16 protein-coding genes are annotated in these 16,602 nt (G+C 67.6%); 7 read left to right on the forward strand and 9 right to left on the reverse strand.

Annotated elements, in window-relative coordinates; genetic code table 11:
- Positions 1-18 precede the first annotated feature (18 nt).
- The 3 genes from hutG to hutI are packed head-to-tail and all read right to left on the reverse strand — an operon-like array spanning position 19 to position 3,535.
- A complete protein-coding gene (hutG, locus tag CEW88_RS13620; protein ID WP_108968029.1) occupies positions 19-819 on the reverse strand; it encodes an N-formylglutamate deformylase in 801 nt (266 codons plus the stop codon).
- Positions 816-2,333: a histidine ammonia-lyase gene (hutH, locus tag CEW88_RS13625; RefSeq protein ID WP_108968031.1), complete on the reverse strand. Its 1,518-nt coding sequence runs from the start codon at positions 2,331-2,333 to the stop codon at positions 816-818. The genes hutG and hutH overlap by 4 nt, the downstream gene beginning before the upstream one ends.
- Positions 2,330-3,535 (reverse strand): imidazolonepropionase, encoded by a 1,206-nt coding sequence (gene hutI, locus CEW88_RS13630; protein ID WP_108968032.1) that lies wholly within the window; start codon positions 3,533-3,535, stop codon positions 2,330-2,332. The genes hutH and hutI overlap by 4 nt, the downstream gene beginning before the upstream one ends.
- 249 nt (positions 3,536-3,784) lie before the next feature.
- On the opposite strand from hutI, the gene CEW88_RS13635 reads away from it, so the two are divergent.
- From CEW88_RS13635 to CEW88_RS13645, 3 genes are all read left to right on the forward strand, one after another.
- Positions 3,785-5,137, forward strand: coding sequence for an LLM class flavin-dependent oxidoreductase (locus CEW88_RS13635; protein WP_108968034.1), 1,353 nt, complete (start codon positions 3,785-3,787; stop codon positions 5,135-5,137).
- 182 nt (positions 5,138-5,319) lie between these two features.
- Entirely contained in the window at positions 5,320-6,357 is a 1,038-nt protein-coding gene (locus CEW88_RS13640) for an AI-2E family transporter (RefSeq protein WP_108968036.1), read from the forward strand.
- 168 nt (positions 6,358-6,525) lie between these two features.
- On the forward strand, positions 6,526-7,359 hold the full coding sequence (locus CEW88_RS13645; RefSeq protein WP_108968038.1) for a hypothetical protein: 834 nt from the start codon (positions 6,526-6,528) through the stop codon (positions 7,357-7,359).
- Positions 7,360-7,614: 255 nt separating this feature from the next.
- Here the strand turns inward: CEW88_RS13645 and CEW88_RS13650 are convergent, their stop codons facing one another.
- A complete protein-coding gene (locus tag CEW88_RS13650; protein WP_108969800.1) occupies positions 7,615-8,598 on the reverse strand; it encodes a YihY/virulence factor BrkB family protein in 984 nt (327 codons plus the stop codon).
- 132 nt (positions 8,599-8,730) lie between these two features.
- Between CEW88_RS13650 and CEW88_RS13655 the strand changes: the two genes are divergently transcribed.
- The 3 genes from CEW88_RS13655 to CEW88_RS13665 are packed head-to-tail and all read left to right on the forward strand — an operon-like array spanning position 8,731 to position 10,820.
- A complete protein-coding gene (locus tag CEW88_RS13655) occupies positions 8,731-9,723 on the forward strand; it encodes a diacylglycerol/lipid kinase family protein (protein WP_108968040.1) in 993 nt (330 codons plus the stop codon).
- On the forward strand, positions 9,720-10,574 hold the full coding sequence (locus CEW88_RS13660; protein ID WP_108968042.1) for a metallophosphoesterase family protein: 855 nt from the start codon (positions 9,720-9,722) through the stop codon (positions 10,572-10,574). The genes CEW88_RS13655 and CEW88_RS13660 overlap by 4 nt, the downstream gene beginning before the upstream one ends.
- A 27-nt stretch (positions 10,575-10,601) precedes the next feature.
- Positions 10,602-10,820, forward strand: a complete 219-nt coding sequence (locus CEW88_RS13665; RefSeq protein WP_108968044.1) for a hypothetical protein — start codon at positions 10,602-10,604, stop codon at positions 10,818-10,820.
- 23 nt (positions 10,821-10,843) lie between these two features.
- Here the strand turns inward: CEW88_RS13665 and CEW88_RS13670 are convergent, their stop codons facing one another.
- The 3 genes from CEW88_RS13670 to msrB form a co-directional block, all read right to left on the reverse strand.
- Positions 10,844-11,464 carry an exopolysaccharide biosynthesis protein gene (locus CEW88_RS13670; protein ID WP_108968045.1) on the reverse strand — a complete coding sequence of 207 codons (621 nt, stop codon included), beginning with the start codon at positions 11,462-11,464 and terminating at the stop codon, positions 10,844-10,846.
- A gap of 129 nt (positions 11,465-11,593) precedes the next feature.
- A complete protein-coding gene (gene msrA / locus CEW88_RS13675; protein WP_108968047.1) occupies positions 11,594-12,103 on the reverse strand; it encodes a peptide-methionine (S)-S-oxide reductase MsrA in 510 nt (169 codons plus the stop codon).
- Positions 12,100-12,549 (reverse strand): peptide-methionine (R)-S-oxide reductase MsrB, encoded by a 450-nt coding sequence (gene msrB, locus CEW88_RS13680; RefSeq protein ID WP_108968048.1) that lies wholly within the window; start codon positions 12,547-12,549, stop codon positions 12,100-12,102. The genes msrA and msrB overlap by 4 nt, the downstream gene beginning before the upstream one ends.
- Before the next feature lie 314 nt (positions 12,550-12,863).
- Here msrB and CEW88_RS13685 point away from each other — a divergent pair, with 314 nt between their 5' ends.
- Positions 12,864-13,403 carry a hypothetical protein gene (locus CEW88_RS13685; protein WP_108968050.1) on the forward strand — a complete coding sequence of 180 codons (540 nt, stop codon included), beginning with the start codon at positions 12,864-12,866 and terminating at the stop codon, positions 13,401-13,403.
- Positions 13,404-13,769: 366 nt separating this feature from the next.
- Here the strand turns inward: CEW88_RS13685 and queG are convergent, their stop codons facing one another.
- Both queG and proS read right to left on the reverse strand, forming a co-directional pair.
- On the reverse strand, positions 13,770-14,840 hold the full coding sequence (gene queG / locus CEW88_RS13690; protein ID WP_108968052.1) for a tRNA epoxyqueuosine(34) reductase QueG: 1,071 nt from the start codon (positions 14,838-14,840) through the stop codon (positions 13,770-13,772).
- A gap of 217 nt (positions 14,841-15,057) precedes the next feature.
- Positions 15,058-16,404, reverse strand: coding sequence for a proline--tRNA ligase (gene proS, locus CEW88_RS13695; protein ID WP_108968054.1), 1,347 nt, complete (start codon positions 16,402-16,404; stop codon positions 15,058-15,060).
- Positions 16,405-16,602: the final 198 nt, after the last annotated feature.

Below are 16,602 nucleotides of genomic sequence, written 5' to 3' on the forward strand. Positions count from 1 at the left end.
ACTCCTCGGTGGGCAGGGTTACTTGGCAAGCGCGGGCGCGAGCGCCTCGATCCGCTGCAGCAGCTCGGCAAGGTGGACCCGCAGCTTGGCGGCCTTGCTCTCATCGTAGGCATAGGGGGCCACCTCGGTTTCGAGGTGGGTGTCCTGCGCCAGTTCCATCTGGATGGCGTGAAGGCCTTCCTCGGGGCGGCCATAGTGGCGCGTCGTCCAGCCCCCGGTGAAGCGGCCGTTGAGCACCGAGGTATAGCCCTCGGCGGCGGCGCAGGCCTCGGCCACGGCGGCCTCGATCGCCGGATCGCAGGTCGTGCCCTTGCCGGTGCCGATGTTGAAGTCGGGCAGCTTGCCGTCGAAGAGGAAGGGGATGTGCGAGCGGATCGAGTGGCAATCGTAGAGGATCGCCACGCCATGTCTCGCCCGCACCCGCTCTAGCTCGGCCATCAGCGCGGCGTGGTAGGGCGCGTGGAAGGCGTCGCGGCGGGCGGCGATCTCGGCCTCACCCGGCTCCTCGGTCCAGATCGGCGTGCCATCGAAATCTGTGAGCGGCACGAGGCCCGTGGTGTTCTGGCCGGGATAGAGGCTGGCGCCATCCGGCGGACGGTTGGCGTCGATCACATAGCGGTGGAAGGTGGCGCGCACCGTGGTGGCGCCCGGCAGCAGCCCCTCGTAGAGCCTGTGGATGTGCCAGTCGGTATCGCTCAGCTCCTGCCCGCTCGGGGTGAGCTTGCGGAAGATCTCGTCCGGCAGGTAGGTGCCGGTGTGCGGCAGGCCGAGGACGACGGGGCCATCGCCCCGGGTGACGGTGACGGGCTCGTTTCTCACAGCGCTTCCTCCAGTCCTGCGGCGGCCAGCAGCGCGCCCGTGCGCACCAGCGCGGCGCCTTTTTCAAGGTCGGGCGCCAAGTAGCGGTCATTCTCCAGCGGCGCGACATGCTCGCGGATCTTGCCCACCACGCGCGCGAGGCGATGCGAGGTCTTCAGCGGCGCGCGGAAATCCACGCCCTGCGCGGCGCAGAGCGCCTCGACCCCGAGGATCACCGACAGGTTGCGGTTCATCAGACCAAGGCGGCGCGCGCCGTGGGCGGCCATCGACACATGGTCCTCCTGATTGGCCGAGGTCGGCGTGCTGTCGGTCGAGCAGGGGTTGGCGAGGTGCTTGTTCTCGGACATGAGCGCGGCGGTGGTCACCTCGGCGATCATGTAGCCCGAATTCAGCCCTGGCGCGGGCGTCAGGAAGGGCGGCAAGTCGTGGTTCATCGCCGGATCGACCATCAGCGCGACGCGGCGCTGCGCGATGGCGCCGATTTCCGACAGCGCCAGCGCGATCTGGTCGGCGGCAAAGGCCACCGGCTCGGCGTGGAAGTTGCCGCCCGACACGATCTGCCCCGGCCCCAGAACCAGCGGGTTGTCGGTGACCGCGTTGGCTTCGATCTCGAGCGTGGTCGCGGCGTAGCGCAGAAGATCGATGGCCGCGCCCGCCACCTGCGGCTGGCAGCGGATGCAATAGGGATCCTGCACCCGGGTGTCGCCGATCCGGTGGCTCTCGCGGATCTCCGAGCCTTCCATCAGGTCGCGGATGCCCGCCGCAACCTCGATCTGGCCGCGATGGCCGCGCAGCGTGTGGATCTCGGCGCGGGTGGGCGCGGTGGAGCCCATGATCGCGTCCGTGGTGAGGCTGGCGGTGACGATCGAGGTCTGCGCGTTGCGCCAGCCCTCGAACAGCCCCACCAGCGCCAGCGCGGTCGAGAACTGCGTGCCGTTGATCAGCGCGAGACCTTCCTTCGGCCCCAGCACCACAGGTTCCAGCCCGGCCTTCGCCAGCGCCTCGGCACCATGATGTACATCGCCGCCAAATTCCGCCTGCCCTGCCCCCAGCAGCACGGCGGTCATATGCGCCAGTGGCGCGAGGTCACCCGAGGCACCGACGGACCCTTGGCATGGCACCACCGGGGTAACCCCCTTCTCGAGCATCGCTTCCAGCAGATCGACGGTCTGCACCTGCACACCCGACGCACCGCGCCCGAGGCTGAGCAGCTTCAGCGCCATCATCAGGCGCGTGGTGGCGCGGGGCAGCGGCTCGCCGACGCCGCAGCAATGCGACAGGATCAGGTTGCGCTGCAGCGTCGCCGTGTCCTCGGGCGCGATCTTGATCGAGGCGAGCTTGCCGAAGCCGGTGTTGACGCCGTAGATCGCCTCGGACCCGGCGGCGGCATCGGCGACAACCTTGGCCGAGGCGGCGATGCCCGGGCGCGCCGCGTCATCGAGACGGGCCGGCGCATCGGTCCGCCAGAGCTGTTCGAGCTGCGCCAGCGTGGCGGCGCCGGGGGTGAGGATCATGCTTGGCCTCCGAAAATACGGGTATGGAGCGGGTTGAACCCGATGCGATAGGACAGCTCTGCCGGGCTGCCCGTGTTCCAGATGTTGAGATCGGCGCGCTGGCCCGCGACGATCCGGCCCCGGTCGCTGAAGCCCAGCGCCTTGGCGGCGTTCACCGTCACCCCGCGCAGTGCCTCTTCCGGCGTCATGCAAAAGAGCGTGCAGCCCATGTTCATGGCCAGCAAGAGCGAGGTCAGCGGCGAGGTGCCAGGGTTGGCGTCGGTCGAGAGCGCCATGGGCACATTGTACTTGCGGAAGGCCGCGACGGGCGGCGCCTGCGTCTCGTGGATCGCGTAGAAGGCGCCGGGCAGCAGCACGGCAACCATCCCCGCCGCAGCCATCGCCTCGGCATCGGCCTCGGTGGCATATTCCACGTGATCGGCCGAGAGCGCGCCATACTTGGCTGCAAGCTGGATGCCGCCCTGATGCGACAGCTGCTCGGCGTGCAGCTTGACCGGCAGCCCGAGCCTTTGCGCCTCGGCAAAGACCGGCTCCATCTCGGCGGCGGAAAAGGCGATGCCTTCGCAGAAGCCGTCGACCGCATCCACCAGCCCCTCGGCATGGGCGGCACGCAGGGTCGGCAGGCAGACTTCGTCGATGTACTCGGCCTTGGTCCCCGTCCACTCCGGCGGCAGCGCATGGGCCCCGAGGAAGGTGGTCACCACGTTGACCGGGCGCAGCTCGGCAAGCTTGCGGGCGACGCGCAGCAGGCTCAGTTCGGTGTCCCGATCAAGCCCGTAGCCGGACTTGATTTCGACGGTGGTCACCCCCTCGGCGAGCAGCGCATCGAGCCGCGGCAGCGATTGCGCGATCAGCACGCCCTCGTCCGCCGCGCGGGTGTGCTTTACGGTCGAGGCGATGCCGCCGCCGGCGCGGGCAATCTCTTCGTAGCTCGCGCCCTCGAGGCGCATCTCGAATTCGCGGGCGCGCGAGCCGCCGTAGACGAGGTGGGTGTGGCAGTCGGTCAGCGCGGGCGTCACGAGACGGCCCTCGAGCTCGGTCACCGCCCAGTCGGCATAGGTTTCGGGCAGGTCGGCCATGGGACCGACCCAGGCGATGGTGCCGCCATCGATCGCCACGGAACCGCCCTCGAGCAGCCCGTAGCCCTTGTCCCCCTCCAGCGTCACTAGCGTTCCGCCGCGCAGCACCTGTTGCTTTGTCATATCGATTCTCCCGGTCGTAGGGTCTTTATGTCTATACAATTGAAGTTCTGTCAATCGAGGCGTCGGGAAAACCAGCCCGCGTGCGCCGCAGTGCCCACCCAACAGGCGTTAGAGAAGTCGGGCGGGTCGGTATTGACGTCACCGCGTTCACTTTAGAAAAACTAAACCAATGCGCAGCCCCGGCCCGCTTGTCCAACGCCCCGCCAAGAGACATCCTCGCCGCATCTTTCGCCCGCCAGAGGACTCCCCATGTCGCGCCCCGACCAGCTCAAACTCGGAACTTTCGTCTATACCTTCGGCTTCCACCCGGCGGCCTGGCTGCATCCGGGAAGCGATGTGCATGGCGCCAATGACCTCACGCACCTCAAAAAGGTCGCGCAGATCTCCGAGGCGGCCAAGCTCGACTTCATGTTCTTCGCCGACAGCCCGGCGGCGGCCATCGGCGATCCCGCCGCCCTCGCCCGGCAGCCCACCAAGATGAACCGTTTCGAGCCGATCACCGCGATCACCGCGCTGTCGCAGCACACCGAGAAGCTCGGCTTCGTCGCCACCGCCTCGACCTCCTACTACGAGCCCTACAACATCGCGCGGCTTTTCGCCTCTGCCGACCATATGTCGGGCGGACGGATGTGCTGGAACGTGGTGACCTCGGACCACGACGAGACCGGCTACAACTACAACCGCGAGGGGCTACCGCCGCATGCCGAGCGCTACGAGCGCTGCGAGGAATTCGTCGACGTCGTTTTCGGCCTCTGGGACAGCTACGAGCCGGATGCGCTGCTGCTCGACCGCGACAGTGGTATCTACCACGACCAGTACAAGCTCCACGAGCTGAACCACAACGGCAAGCACTTCCAGGTGCGCGGCCCGCTGAACATCGCTCGCACCCCGCAGGGCCGCCCGGTGATCGCTCAGGCCGGCGGCTCCGAGCCCGGCATGGAGCTCGCCGCCCGCACCGCCGAGATGGTGTTCTCGCTGGCCTCGAACATCGACAAGAACCGCGCCTTTTATGCCAATGTGAAGAGCCGCATGGCCAAATACGGGCGGCACGAGGACGATCTGAAGATCATGCCCGGCATCGTCATCAACGTCGGCGAGACCGAGGCAGAGGCCGAGGCCAAGGCGCAGCAGCTGGTGGATTTGATGCACCCCGACGTCGGCCTGCTGATGCTGCAGGAGTTCCTCGAGGCGGACCTGCGCGGCGTCGATCTCGACAAGCCCTTCCCGATGGAGCGGATGCCGCAGAAGGCCAAGGGCTCGAAGGCGCTCTTCGACGAGCTGAAGGAATTCGTCACCCAGGGCCACACCATGCGCGAGCTGATCACCCATTACGCCCGCCGCCACACCGGCAACGGGCTGACCGGCACGCCCGTGCAGATCGCCGACTTCATGCAGGAATGGTTCGAGACCCGCGCCGCCGACGGCTTCATCCTAATGTTCCCGACGCTGCCCAGCTCTCTCGAGGATTTCACCCGCCTGGTGGTTCCAGAGCTGCGCCGTCGCGGGCTGTTCCGCGAGGAGTATGAGGCCGGCACCCTGCGCGGAAACCTCGGCATCTCGGAGCCCGGCAACCGCTACACGCTGGCCCGCGCGGCGGAATAGACCGACCGCCGGGCGCGCCGGGCCCCTGCCACCGTTCCCGGGATATCCGCACCTGGAAGAAAGGGGGCGGGGCGCTCCGCCCGCCTGTCACAAAATCGGCGCGGCGGGGCGCGCGGGGCCGGGAACGAATTCCGCATTTCGAAGTTGAGGGCCATGATCCCTCATTTGAGACTGCCCAGTTCATGAACCGCACCCCCACCGCCGACCCCGTGCTGCGCGTCAGCGTCGCGATCCTTGCGGGGCTGGCCCTGCTGGTCTGCCTCAAGCTCGCCCAGGACATCTTTGCCCCGCTGATGCTCGCGGTGATCGTCGGCATTATCTTCTCGCCCCTTGCCGACCGGCTGGAGCGGATCAAGATGCCGCGCGGGCTCGCGGCGATCTTTTTAATCGTGCTGATCTTTTTCCTTTTTGCCTCGCTTGCTTTCCTCGCCGAGCCCTATGTCACTGCCGCCATCAACCGCATCCCCACGGTGAAATACGAGATCCGCAAGTTCCTCTTCGAGTACCGCGACCTGATCCGCGGTATCGACGAAGTCGAACAGGCGCTTGGCGCGGCGCAGAAGAAGGCCGAGGAAGGGTCAGCCATGCCCAGCGTCACCGATGCGCTCTACCTCGCGCCGGTCATCGTGGCGCAGGCGCTGGTTTTCTTCGGCGGGTTGTTTTTCTTCCTTCTGACCCGCTGGGGCATCTACAACTGGATGGCCCACCGCATCGGCGACAACACAACCACCGCGTCTATTCTCGAGCGCTTCTGCGCGGCCGAACGCTCTGTCGCGCGCTATTTCGCCACCATCTCGCTGATCAACATCGGTCTGGGCTTCGCGGTGACCGGCGGGCTGATGGCGATTGGCATGCCCGCCGCACCGATCTGGGGCATCGCCGCGGCGCTGCTGAACTACGTGCTCTACGTCGGGCCGGCCGCCATGGTCGCAGGGCTGCTGCTCAACGGGCTGGTGGCCTTCGACGGGCTGATGAGCTTTGCCCCGGCCGCGATCTACCTGTTCTTCAACATGTGCGAAGCACAGTTCGTCACCCCCGGCCTGGTGGGCAAGCACATCCAGATCAACCCCTTCTTGATCTTCGTCTCGCTGGTTTTCTGGCTCTGGCTCTGGGGGCCGCTCGGCGGCATCGTCGCCATTCCGACCACGGTGATCGTGCTGCACCTCTTCGACATCATCGGCGAGGGGCGCAAGGCTCCGCCCGCCCGCCGCGCCGCCTGAGGCGCGGCGCCCCCGCCGCGGGACCGCGCCCGTCCCCGCGCGTGACAGAAGAAACTCTTTGCGAAAACGCCCGGATAGAGGATCATTGTCCGGGCAGGATAGCTCTCGGAGTCCCGGCACTTGCGACTCGAAGGACCCTGCGCGGTTTTCAGGAGGCGCGTATTTCCGGTGTCCATCGCATCCCATTCGATCCCCTTCGGGCTGATCCTCCTCATCTTCCTGCTCGCATTGCCCGCCTGCGCCTTTGCCGGGTTCCGCTTCGGCAGCCACGAGCTCCGGCAGAACCCGTCGAGCTATGCCGAGGGCAAGATGCCGGGCGAGGCGTCTCTCGGCGCGCTGCTGGCGTTGCTGGGGCTGCTGCTCGGCTTCACCTTCAGCGCCGTGCTGAACTGGCGCGAGGCCAGCGTTTCCGCGGTGGTCGAAGAGGCGGCAGCGCTCGGCACCGCCTTCCTGCGCGCCGATCTTCTGCCCGAGGCCGAGGGCCGGCCGCTGCAGCAGGCGCTGCTGGGCTACGCGCGCACCCGCGTCGTGCCGCAAGGCTACCGTCCCACCCGCGAGAACATCGATGCCTTCGTGGCGCGCAGCACCGAGGCGCAGGCGGCGCTCTGGCCCGCCACCATGGCGGCGCTGACGCCCGAGGTTCCCGCCCCTGTCGCCACCTATGTGGCCGGCGGCATCACCGAGGTGCTCGACGCGCACAGCCGCCGCGTCGCCGCCGCCTCGAAGTCGATCACATCGGGCATCTGGATGCTGCTGACCTTCGCCGCCGGATCGGGGGTCTTCATCATCGGCAACCGCGCGGCACTGCAGGGCCGACGACTGAGCTGGCGGACGCTGGTCTTCTCGCTGGTGCTGACCGCGGTGCTGGTGACCATCGAGGATCTCAGCCGCGCCTCGGACGGGTTCACCGTGGTGCCCCAGACCCCGCTGATCGCCGCCGTGGCCGACATGGAGGGCGCCCTCGGCGCTGCGGCCCTGGCGAGCGCCGCACCCAGCCCCTGAAGCCCGGCGTCAGCCCGGCACCAGTACCACGCTTTCATGCTCGTTGGATCGGTCCGCGCGATCAGCGCCACCGCGCCGCAGATTGCGCCACCGCCGAAAAAGAAAAGGCTCCACCTCGGGGAAAAGGTGGAGCCTTGCAACGATCCGGGCCACTGAGGGAAGTCGGGACAGGGTGCAACCCGGGATCAGGGACAGGACAAATGGTGGGTCCTTGTGCTTCAAACACCGGGGCGGGACATTGGTTCCCGCAATTCGTCACATTTTTTCAGAACCTTCCGTGGCCTGCTCCGATGCTGCCTTCGCCGCGTCCTTTCCCGCGCTGCGGCGCCCCAGGAGCACCTGCGCCAGCTCGATGTTGAGCTGCGCGCCGAGCAGCGTCACCAGCGCGCTGACGTAGAACCACAGCAACAGCGCCACCACCGCCCCGAGCGAGCCGTAGACCTCGTTCAGCCGGTCGAAGTTGCGCACGTAACTGGCCAGGGCAAAGGAGCCGATGGCCCAGGCGATCACCGCAAGCGCCGCACCCGGCGTCAGCCAGGGCATCCGCGCGCGGCGCCGGTTCGGCCCGAAGCGATAGACCAACGCGACGGCCAGGTAGACGACGCACAGCAGCACGATCCATTTCGTCCCCTCGACCGCGATCTCGACCCCCGCCGGCAGGTGCAGGAAGGCCATGCCCGCCGGAACCACGACCACCGCCGCGAAGGCCAAGAGCGCCACCAGCACAAGCACGGCGGTCATTCCGTAGGCCACCAGCACGCGGCGCACCGGGTTGGTGCGATGCGGCGCCTCGGTCACCGTGTTGAGCCCGCGGATCAGCGCCGCCACCGAGGCCCGCGCCGTCCAGATCGCCACCACGATCGAGGCGATAGAGGCCCATTGCAGCGTCGAGCGGTTGGTCGAGATCAGCTGGGTGATCTGCGCGTCTATGAGTTGGAAGGCGGTTTCGGGAATGACCTCGGTGAGCAGCTCCATTTGCTCGGCGATGGCGATGGGATCGGCCCAGTAGCCCCAGATGGCAATCACCGCCGCCATCGCCGGAAAGATCGACAGGAAGGCGTAAAAGGCCACGCCCGCCGCGATCAGCCCGAGATTGCGCTCGTCCATCCGCAGCCAGGTCCGCCACAGGGCATGCAGCCAGCCGCGCAGCCCGACGTGACGCAGGTGCACGCGCTCCTTGCGCGCGGCATAAGCCGCAGATTGCGGCGCGGGGTCAGGCGGGGAGGAGACGTTCTGCATCTGCGCAACCTGCGCATAAGCCAACGCGGCGTCAATCCGCTGGTTGCCCGAAGGAGGGCAAATTTGCGACGCCGATGCGGCCCACAGCTGCGGAACCGCCCGCACTTGCGCGCGTTGATCCGGTGAACCCCAATGGAGAGCGCCCCCGTGACCGACAATCGCAAGATCTGTGTCATCCTCAATGAGCACTCCGGGGATCACCCCGACAGGCAGAGCCGCCGCGAGAAGCTGACGGAGCTTTTCGCGCAGAACGGGCTCGAGGTCGAGTTGATCGGCCTCACCCCCGACAAGCCGATCCTCGACACCGCGCGCAAAGCCGCGGGCAACGGCTGCGCGATGATCGTCGCCGCGGGCGGCGACGGCACCATCGGCGCGGTGGCCGCCGCCGCGCATGAAGCAGGCGTGCCGATGGGGGTGATCCCGCAGGGCACCTTCAACTATTTCGCCCGTGGCCTCGATATCCCCGAAGAGCCCGAAGGCGCGGTGCGCGTGCTCGCAACCGGCCGCCTGCGTGAGATCAGCCTCGGCGAGGTCAACGGCGAGGTGTTCCTCAACAACGCCAGCCTCGGGATCTACCCGCTGATCCTGCGCACCCGAGAGGGCGTCTACCAGCGCTGGGGCCGCTCGCGCATCGCTGCCTACTGGTCGGTGGTCCTCGCGCTCGCCGGGTTCCGCCACCCCCTGCGCCTTCGGGTCGAGGTGGACGGGCACAGCTCCGAGATGCGCACCCCCCTCGCCTTCGTCGCCAACAGCGCCTACCAGCTCGAGCAGTTCAATCTCGACGGGGCCGATGCGATCCGCGACGGCGAGTTCGTGCTCTTCACCTCCAAGGGCGCCAGCCGCTGGGATCTGGTGCGCGCCTCCTTCCGCCTCGCCATCGGCAAGGCGCAGAAGGGCGAGGAATTCGGCTTCGTCACCGGGCGCGAGATCACCCTGCACGCAGACAGGCCCCAAGCGCTGGTGGCCCGCGACGGCGAGAAGGAGCTGATGCAGACCCCCATCCGCTTCCGCCGCCGGTCCGAGCCGCTGCGCGTGATGGTTCCGGCGGAGAACGTCCCGGCGCGAGAAAATTCGGAGCTCGAAAGGCCCGCGGACGCCACCCTCGAAAAGGGCCTGCCGGCATGACCCGGATTATTCACCTGTCAGACCTGCACTTCGGCCGCACCGCGCCCGAGCTTCTCGATCCGCTGCTGCGGTCGGTGAACGGCGCCAAGCCCGATCTCGTTGCGGTCACCGGCGATTTCACCCAGCGCGCCCGCCGCAGCCAGTACCGCGATGCCCGCGCCTTCCTGCGCAAGCTGCAGGCGCCCTGGATGGCGGTGCCGGGCAACCACGACGTGTCTCTCGACAACCTTTGGCTGCGCTTCGTACGCCCCTACCGCCGCTACCGCCGCTTCATCACCGAAGAGATGATGCCGGTGAAGCACCTGCCGGGGTTGACCGTGGTCGGCTTCAACACCGTCGACCGCTTTCGCTGGCAGCGCGGCAAGATCCGTTGGCTGCAGATGCGTCATGCCTGCCGGGTCTTCGCGGAGAGCGAGGGGCTCAACGTGGTGCTTGCCCACCACCCCTTCGAGCAGGACCCGGATGTCGAGAAATCGCTGATGCGCGATGCCGACCAGGCCATCGAGCGGCTGTCGGAATGCGGCGCCCATCTCGTGCTCTCGGGGCACCTGCACCGCTGGCGGACAGAGCCCTTCCTGTCGCGCAAGCACGGCGCACAGGTGCTGCAAGTGCACGTGGGCACCGGGCTCTCGACCAGGCTGCGGGGACAGGAAAACGATTTCGCCATCCTCGATCTCGAAAGCCACAGCGCCAACATTTGCCGGATGATCGCCCGCGAGAACCACTTCGTCGAGGCCGAGCGGCGGCACTACACCTTTGGCGAGTCAGGCTGGGAACGCACGCCGGAATGGCCGCCGCGCACACCCCAGCAGGCGGAACCCGCCGCGGCGCGGGGCGTTGGCTCCAAGTGAGAGACATCAGTCCGCAAGGAGGCCGAGATGACAGCCGACAGCCGCGACGAGCGCGCGCGTGACGTCGCCCATCCTCACGACACCCGCGCGGGCCCCGGCGACGCCGGGGCCACGGACCGCCCGGTCCAGCTTCCCGAAACGCCCGAAATCCGCCGCACGGGGCGCCGGGCCGTGCTTCTTTTCGTGGGGCTGGTCGTCGCCGCGATTGTGATCATCGCCATTTTCAACGGTGCAGTGACCGGCTGAGCCGAGGCCGCCTCAGATCACCCTCAGATCACGCCGGTGATCATCAGTGGCACCACCACTGCCGCCGCCAGCGTCACGCAGCCGATTGTGGCAAAGAGCCCGTCACGCACAAGCAGCGCCGTCGCAAAGCAAAGCACTGTGAGCCCGAGGATCGACGAGGAAAACGGCACCAGCTCGAGAAAGGGCATGGCGAGCCCGCAGAGCAGACACACCGCCTGAAGCAGCTTGCGCATCGGCCCGGCGGTCATCAGTCGCAGCCGGCTGCGCGCGTGTCGGTCGAGCCAGTCGCCCAATCCCCGCAGCTTGCCCAGCCCATCGCGCGCCTTCGAGCCGTCGAAATTGCGTTTCATGAGGAAGTCCGGCAGCCACAGGTGGCGGCGCGAGATCAGCATCTGCGCCGAAATGAACGCGATGAGCAACCCGCAGAAGGTCGAGAACAACGGGATCCCAGACAGCGGCGAGACGACAAGCAGCGCAGGCACCATCAGCGCGGGGATGAACGAGCTTTCGCCGAAGCTCTCCACCATGTCGCGCAGCGACACGCGCGGTCCCTGCGCGGCATCTTGAAGGCGGTCTACGATCTCGCCAACCGGACGATCGGTGGAGGACCCGGCGTCGGTCTCGGGCGCGGCGGCGCTGCTCATGCGGGGAGCTCCTTTGAGGCTGGCGAACTTTTGTCAAACGTGGGCGCCACTTCGACGGTTCCCTTCCGAGAGATCGAGAAGCGGCGCGGTCTGCGCCGCGCCGCTTCCGCAAGAGTTACAAACCCTGCCTCACTCCGCCGCGTTGCGGCGCGGAAGCACCCAGTCGGGGCGCGGGAAGTGGCAGGTATAGCCGCCGGGATAGCGCACGAGGTAGTCCTGGTGTTCCGCCTCGGCTTCCCAGAAGTCGCCGACCGGCTCGACCTCGGTCACCACCTTGCCGGGCCAGATCCCCGAGGCGTCGACATCGGCAATCGTCTCCAGCGCCTCGGCCTTCTGCGCCTCTTCGACGTAGTAGATCGCCGAGCGGTAGCTCATGCCAAGGTCATTCCCCTGCCGGTTGAGCGTGGTCGGATCGTGGATCTGGAAGAAGAACTCGAGAATCCGCCGGTAGCTGATCTTTTCGGGATCGAAGAGAATTTCGATGCCCTCGGCATGGGTGCCGTGGTTGCGATAGGTGGCGTTGGGCACATCGCCGCCGGTATAGCCGACGCGGGTCGCCTCGACCCCGGGCAGCTTGCGGATCAGATCCTGCATGCCCCAGAAACAGCCGCCTGCGAGAACTGCGCGTTCAGTGCTCATGCCACGTCCTCCACTTGATCAAGGTAGGCGCCGTATCCCTCGGCCTCCATCTCCTCGCGCGGCACGAAGCGCAGCGAGGCGGAGTTGATGCAGTAGCGCAGCCCGCCACGGTCCACTGGCCCGTCCGGGAACACGTGTCCCAGATGCGAGTCGCCATGCGCCGAGCGCACCTCGGTGCGGATCATGCCGTGGGTGGTGTCGCGCAGCTCGGCGACATGGGCGGGCTCGATGGGCTTGGTGAAGCTCGGCCAGCCGCAGCCGCTCTCGTATTTGTCGGACGACGCGAAGAGCGGCTCGCCTGAGACGATGTCCACGTAGATGCCGGGCGCCTTGTTGTCGAGATACTTGCCGGTGCCCGGCCGCTCGGTGCCATTCTCCTGCGTGACGCGGTACTGCTCGGCGTCGAGCGCCGCGATCACGTCGGGATTGCGTTCGTATGTCGCCATGGAATCCTCCGGTCTTTGGTCTTGGCCCTAAGATGGGGTCCCGCGTCGGCAATGCAAAGCCCCCTTCGCAAGCGGCGCGCCGCCACCTGCGCCCACCCGGAGGGCGGCCCGCCGCCAAACGTCGCGCTGCCCCCGGAACCGGCGGACCACCGCCAGCCCACAAAGGCCATTTCCGGCAAGTCCATGCCGCTTTCACACACGCGCGTCACCTTCCGGCGACCGTGGGATCCGAAAGCCCCTTCCGCGCATTGTCTCGATGACCGGCACGAGATGCGTACCGGAGTCACCGACCAAGAATGCAAGGAAGACCCAAGATGACCCTCCGTTCCACCACCAAACTCGGCCTTGCCGTTCTCACCGCCGCCTCGCTTTCCGTCGCGGCCCATGCGCAGACCACCACCCCGGATCCCGCCACGCAGGAGCAGGCGCCGCTTCAGTCCTCCGAGATGACCGACACCACCGGCGCCACCGGCTCGGGCGTGACCGACACCATGGCAGTTTCGCCGCAAACCGCCGACGCGCTGCGCGCCGACGTGCCGCAGAGCTACGGGCAGGTGATTTCCTCGCTGCACAACGCCGACCTTTCCATGGCCGACCCGGAAACCGTGGTCGAAGCCTCGAAGGTCGAGATCCTGCCGCTCAGCGGGCTGAAGGGGCAGGCAAACGAGAGCGCGGACGCTCTCGATGACGCGCTGAAGGCCGCCGCGCCGGAGCTCGACGCGCTGCGCGGGCTGCTCTCGGAGAATGACGCGCTGACGGCCGAACTGACGGATCAGGGCTACGCCGCCGACGACGTGATCGGTGTCTATGCCGCGCAAGACCATATCAAGCTGCTGGTCGACGACCGCAGCTGACCCGATCCGCGCCCGCGCGGCGCGGTCCGGGGCTTGCCTCGTGGCCCCGGAAGCCCCCTGTGTTCTCCAGCGCAGGGGGCGTTTGCACGGCTCTGGCCCTGCGGCGTGCACGCTCAGGTCGCAGCGATGATCACGACACACGCACTTGGAGAACACCCGCTATCCCATTCGCGTGATTTTGCTTGCAGGCTGCCCCTGCCCCGCCCATCTTTACAGCAGGAGGCACGTACTCCTGTCAGAACCTCCTGGATCCCAGGAACCCTCGTGAGCGTCGGTGCCATCCCTCGGCATCGGCGCTTTTTCCTGTGTCCCCGCGGGGACAGCGGATCGCGACCGCAGCCGTCCCCGCGGGGACAGAGCCAATCCTCAGCCCGCCGCCCCTTCGGCCTCGGCCAGCCGCGCGACCGCCCATCGCGCCGCGTCGCGTACCGTCTCGTCGGCATCCTCGCACAGCCCCTGCGCCGCTTCCCGCAAATCCGCCCGCCCCGAGTTGCCGATGGCGTAGAGCACGTTGCGCACAAAGCGGTCGCGCCCGATGCGCTTGATCGGAGAGCCCGAGAAGCGCGCCCGGAAGCCCGCATCATCCAGCGCCGCCAGCTCGGCCAGCGGCGGCGAGAGCAGATCGTCGCGGGCGTGGTATTTCATCTCCGAGGCGACTTCGGCGAACTTGTTCCACGGACAGGCCGCAAGGCAGTCGTCGCAGCCGTAAATGCGGTTGCCGAGCAGCCCGCGCAGCTCTTCGTCCACCGGCCCCGCGTGTTCGATTGTCAGATAGGAAATGCAGCGCCGCGCATCGAGCCGGTAGGGCGCCGGGAAGGCCGCCGTGGGGCATGCGTCGAGGCAGGCCCGGCAAGTGCCGCAATGGTCGCGCTCGGCGGCATCGACCGGCAGCTCCAGCGTGGTGAAGATCGCCCCGAGAAAGAACCACGATCCCAGCTCGCGGCTGACCAGATTGGTGTGCTTGCCCTGCCAGCCCAGCCCCGCCGCCTGTCCCAGCGGTTTCTCCATCACCGGCGCGGTGTCGACGAAGACCTTGATCTGCGGCGCCTCGATCCCTGCCTCGCGGCCAGCGGCATCGATCAGCCAGCGCCCGAGCCGCTTGAGCTTCTTCTTCACCACGTCGTGGTAATCGCGGTTCTGTGCGTAGACCGAGATCGCCGCGCGGTCCTGTTGCGTCAGCACCGTTCGGGGGTCGTGCTCGGGGCCGTAGTTCTCGGCCAGCATGATCACCGAGCGCGCCTCGGGCCAGAGCGCCGCCGGGTTGCCGCGCCAATGGGTGCGCTCGGCCATCCAGCCCATCTGCCCATGGTACCCCGCCTCGAGAAAGGCCGCCAGCCGCTCGGCCAGCTGCGGCACGTCGCCGGGGCGGCAGATGCGGCAGGCCGCAAAGCCCACCTCTGCCGCCTCGCCCAACAGCCGTGCCTTCAGATCGTCCATGAAACCCCTTTCCTCTGGACCCCAGACATCGGAACGGGACGCGGCCCGGTCAATGGCTACCGCGCCCCCGCCCGGAAAGACGCCGCGCAAGATGCGACAAGGCCGGCCCCAGAACTCCGCGACCGGCCCTTTCTTCCAGGGAGACACACCCCGGGGATGACGTCACCGTAAGCGGAGCGGGGGGCAGCGCCCCCACCCGTTTCAGGCAGTCCGGCGCTCAGCCCTTGGCAACCACGCCATAGATCTGCGCGATGCGCGCGACCGCCGCCTCGGGCGACAGCTCCTCGCTCTCGCCGGTGCGGCGCGAGGTCAGTTCGACCACGCCGTTCTTCAGCCCGCGCGGGCCGACGGTGATGCGCCACGGCAAGCCGATCAGATCCATGGTGGCGAACTTGCCGCCAGCGCGCTCGTTGCGGTCGTCGTAGAGCGGCTCGAGCCCGAGCGCGGTCAGCGACGTGTAGAGCGCCTCGCAGGCGGCATCCGCCTCTTCGTCGCCCTGCTTGAGGTTGACGATGCCGCAATGGAAGGGCGTGACACCCTCGGGCCAGATGATGCCCTTGTCGTCGTGGCTGGCCTCGATGATCGCGCCCAGCAGGCGCGACACGCCGATGCCGTGCGAGCCCATGTGCACCGGCACCTTGTTGCCCTCGTTGTCGACGACGGTGGCGCCCATCGGCTCGGAGTACTTGGTGCCGAAGTAGAAGATCTGGCCGACCTCGATGCCGCGCGCGGTGCGGCGGCGTTCCTCGGGGACTTCGGCGAAGAGCGCCTCGTCGTGGGTTTCGTCGGTGCGGGCGTAGCGCGAGGTGAACTCCTCGAGCACGGCCTGGCACTGCTCGACCGAGTCGTAGTCGATCTCGCGGTCGCCGAACTTCAGCTCGGTGATCTGGCTGTCGTAGAAGACCTCGGACTCGCCGGTCTCGGCCAGCACGAGGAACTCGTGCGTGTCATCGCCACCGATCGGTCCGCTGTCGGCGCGCATCGGGATTGCCTGCAGGCCCATGCGCTCGTAGGTGCGCAGGTAGCTGACGAGGTGGCGGTTGTAGGCGTGCAGCGCGTCTTCCTTGGTCAGGTCGAAATTGTAGCCGTCCTTCATGTAGAACTCGCGGCCGCGCATCACGCCGAAGCGGGGGCGGATCTCGTCGCGGAATTTCCACTGGATCTGGTAGAGCGTCAGCGGCAGATCCTTGTAGCTGCCGACGTGGCTGCGGAAGATGTCGGTGATCAGCTCTTCGGCGGTGGGCGTGAACAGCATGTCGCGGTCATGCCGGTCGCGAATGCGCAGCATTTCCTCGCCGTAGTCGTCGTAGCGACCGGACTCGCGCCAGAGGTCCGCCGACTGGATCGTCGGCATCAGCATCGGGATATGGCCCGCGCGCTTCTGCTCCTCGTGGATGATGTCCTCGATCTTGCGCAGCACCTTGAAGCCCAGCGGCAGCCAGGAATAGATCCCCGCGCTCGATTGCTTGATCATGCCGGCGCGCAGCATGTAGCGGTGCGACACGATCTGCGCCTCGGACGGCGTTTCTTTCAGAACGGGCAGGAAATAACGGCTCAGACGCATGCGGGCCTCCCGGAAATTGGCGTTTGGACCGGGTTAGGCGAAGCCCGCGCCAAGGGCAAGTGCCCGCGCGGGTGGCTGGGCCGCGCCGGGCCCGTCGGACGATGCGGAAAGCGCCTCTCCCGCGGGGCCCGCGCGCGGACCCATCAGCCTTCGGGCCGGGCGCCCCGGCGGCTTCGCACAGGCAGCGAGCGGCAATCC

Source organism: Alloyangia pacifica (assembly GCF_003111685.1).
In the GTDB taxonomy this organism is placed as follows: Bacteria; Pseudomonadota; Alphaproteobacteria; order Rhodobacterales; family Rhodobacteraceae; genus Salipiger; species Salipiger pacificus_A.

Bases quoted from the DNA above. Each gene is read 5' to 3' on its own strand.
- hutH (WP_108968031.1), bottom strand. From the start codon at position 2,333: ATGATCCTCACCCCCGGCGCCGCCACGCTGGCGCAGCTCGAACAGCTC.
- hutI (WP_108968032.1), bottom strand. From the start codon at position 3,535: ATGACAAAGCAACAGGTGCTGCGCGGCGGAACGCTAGTGACGCTGGAG.
- CEW88_RS13635 (WP_108968034.1), top strand. From the start codon at position 3,785: ATGTCGCGCCCCGACCAGCTCAAACTCGGAACTTTCGTCTATACCTTC.
- CEW88_RS13640 (WP_108968036.1), top strand. From the start codon at position 5,320: ATGAACCGCACCCCCACCGCCGACCCCGTGCTGCGCGTCAGCGTCGCG.
- CEW88_RS13650 (WP_108969800.1), bottom strand. From the start codon at position 8,598: ATGCAGAACGTCTCCTCCCCGCCTGACCCCGCGCCGCAATCTGCGGCT.
- CEW88_RS13655 (WP_108968040.1), top strand. From the start codon at position 8,731: ATGGAGAGCGCCCCCGTGACCGACAATCGCAAGATCTGTGTCATCCTC.
- CEW88_RS13660 (WP_108968042.1), top strand. From the start codon at position 9,720: ATGACCCGGATTATTCACCTGTCAGACCTGCACTTCGGCCGCACCGCG.
- CEW88_RS13665 (WP_108968044.1), top strand. From the start codon at position 10,602: ATGACAGCCGACAGCCGCGACGAGCGCGCGCGTGACGTCGCCCATCCT.
- CEW88_RS13670 (WP_108968045.1), bottom strand. From the start codon at position 11,464: ATGAGCAGCGCCGCCGCGCCCGAGACCGACGCCGGGTCCTCCACCGAT.
- msrA (WP_108968047.1), bottom strand. From the start codon at position 12,103: ATGAGCACTGAACGCGCAGTTCTCGCAGGCGGCTGTTTCTGGGGCATG.
- msrB (WP_108968048.1), bottom strand. From the start codon at position 12,549: ATGGCGACATACGAACGCAATCCCGACGTGATCGCGGCGCTCGACGCC.
- CEW88_RS13685 (WP_108968050.1), top strand. From the start codon at position 12,864: ATGACCCTCCGTTCCACCACCAAACTCGGCCTTGCCGTTCTCACCGCC.
- queG (WP_108968052.1), bottom strand. From the start codon at position 14,840: ATGGACGATCTGAAGGCACGGCTGTTGGGCGAGGCGGCAGAGGTGGGC.
- proS (WP_108968054.1), bottom strand. From the start codon at position 16,404: ATGCGTCTGAGCCGTTATTTCCTGCCCGTTCTGAAAGAAACGCCGTCC.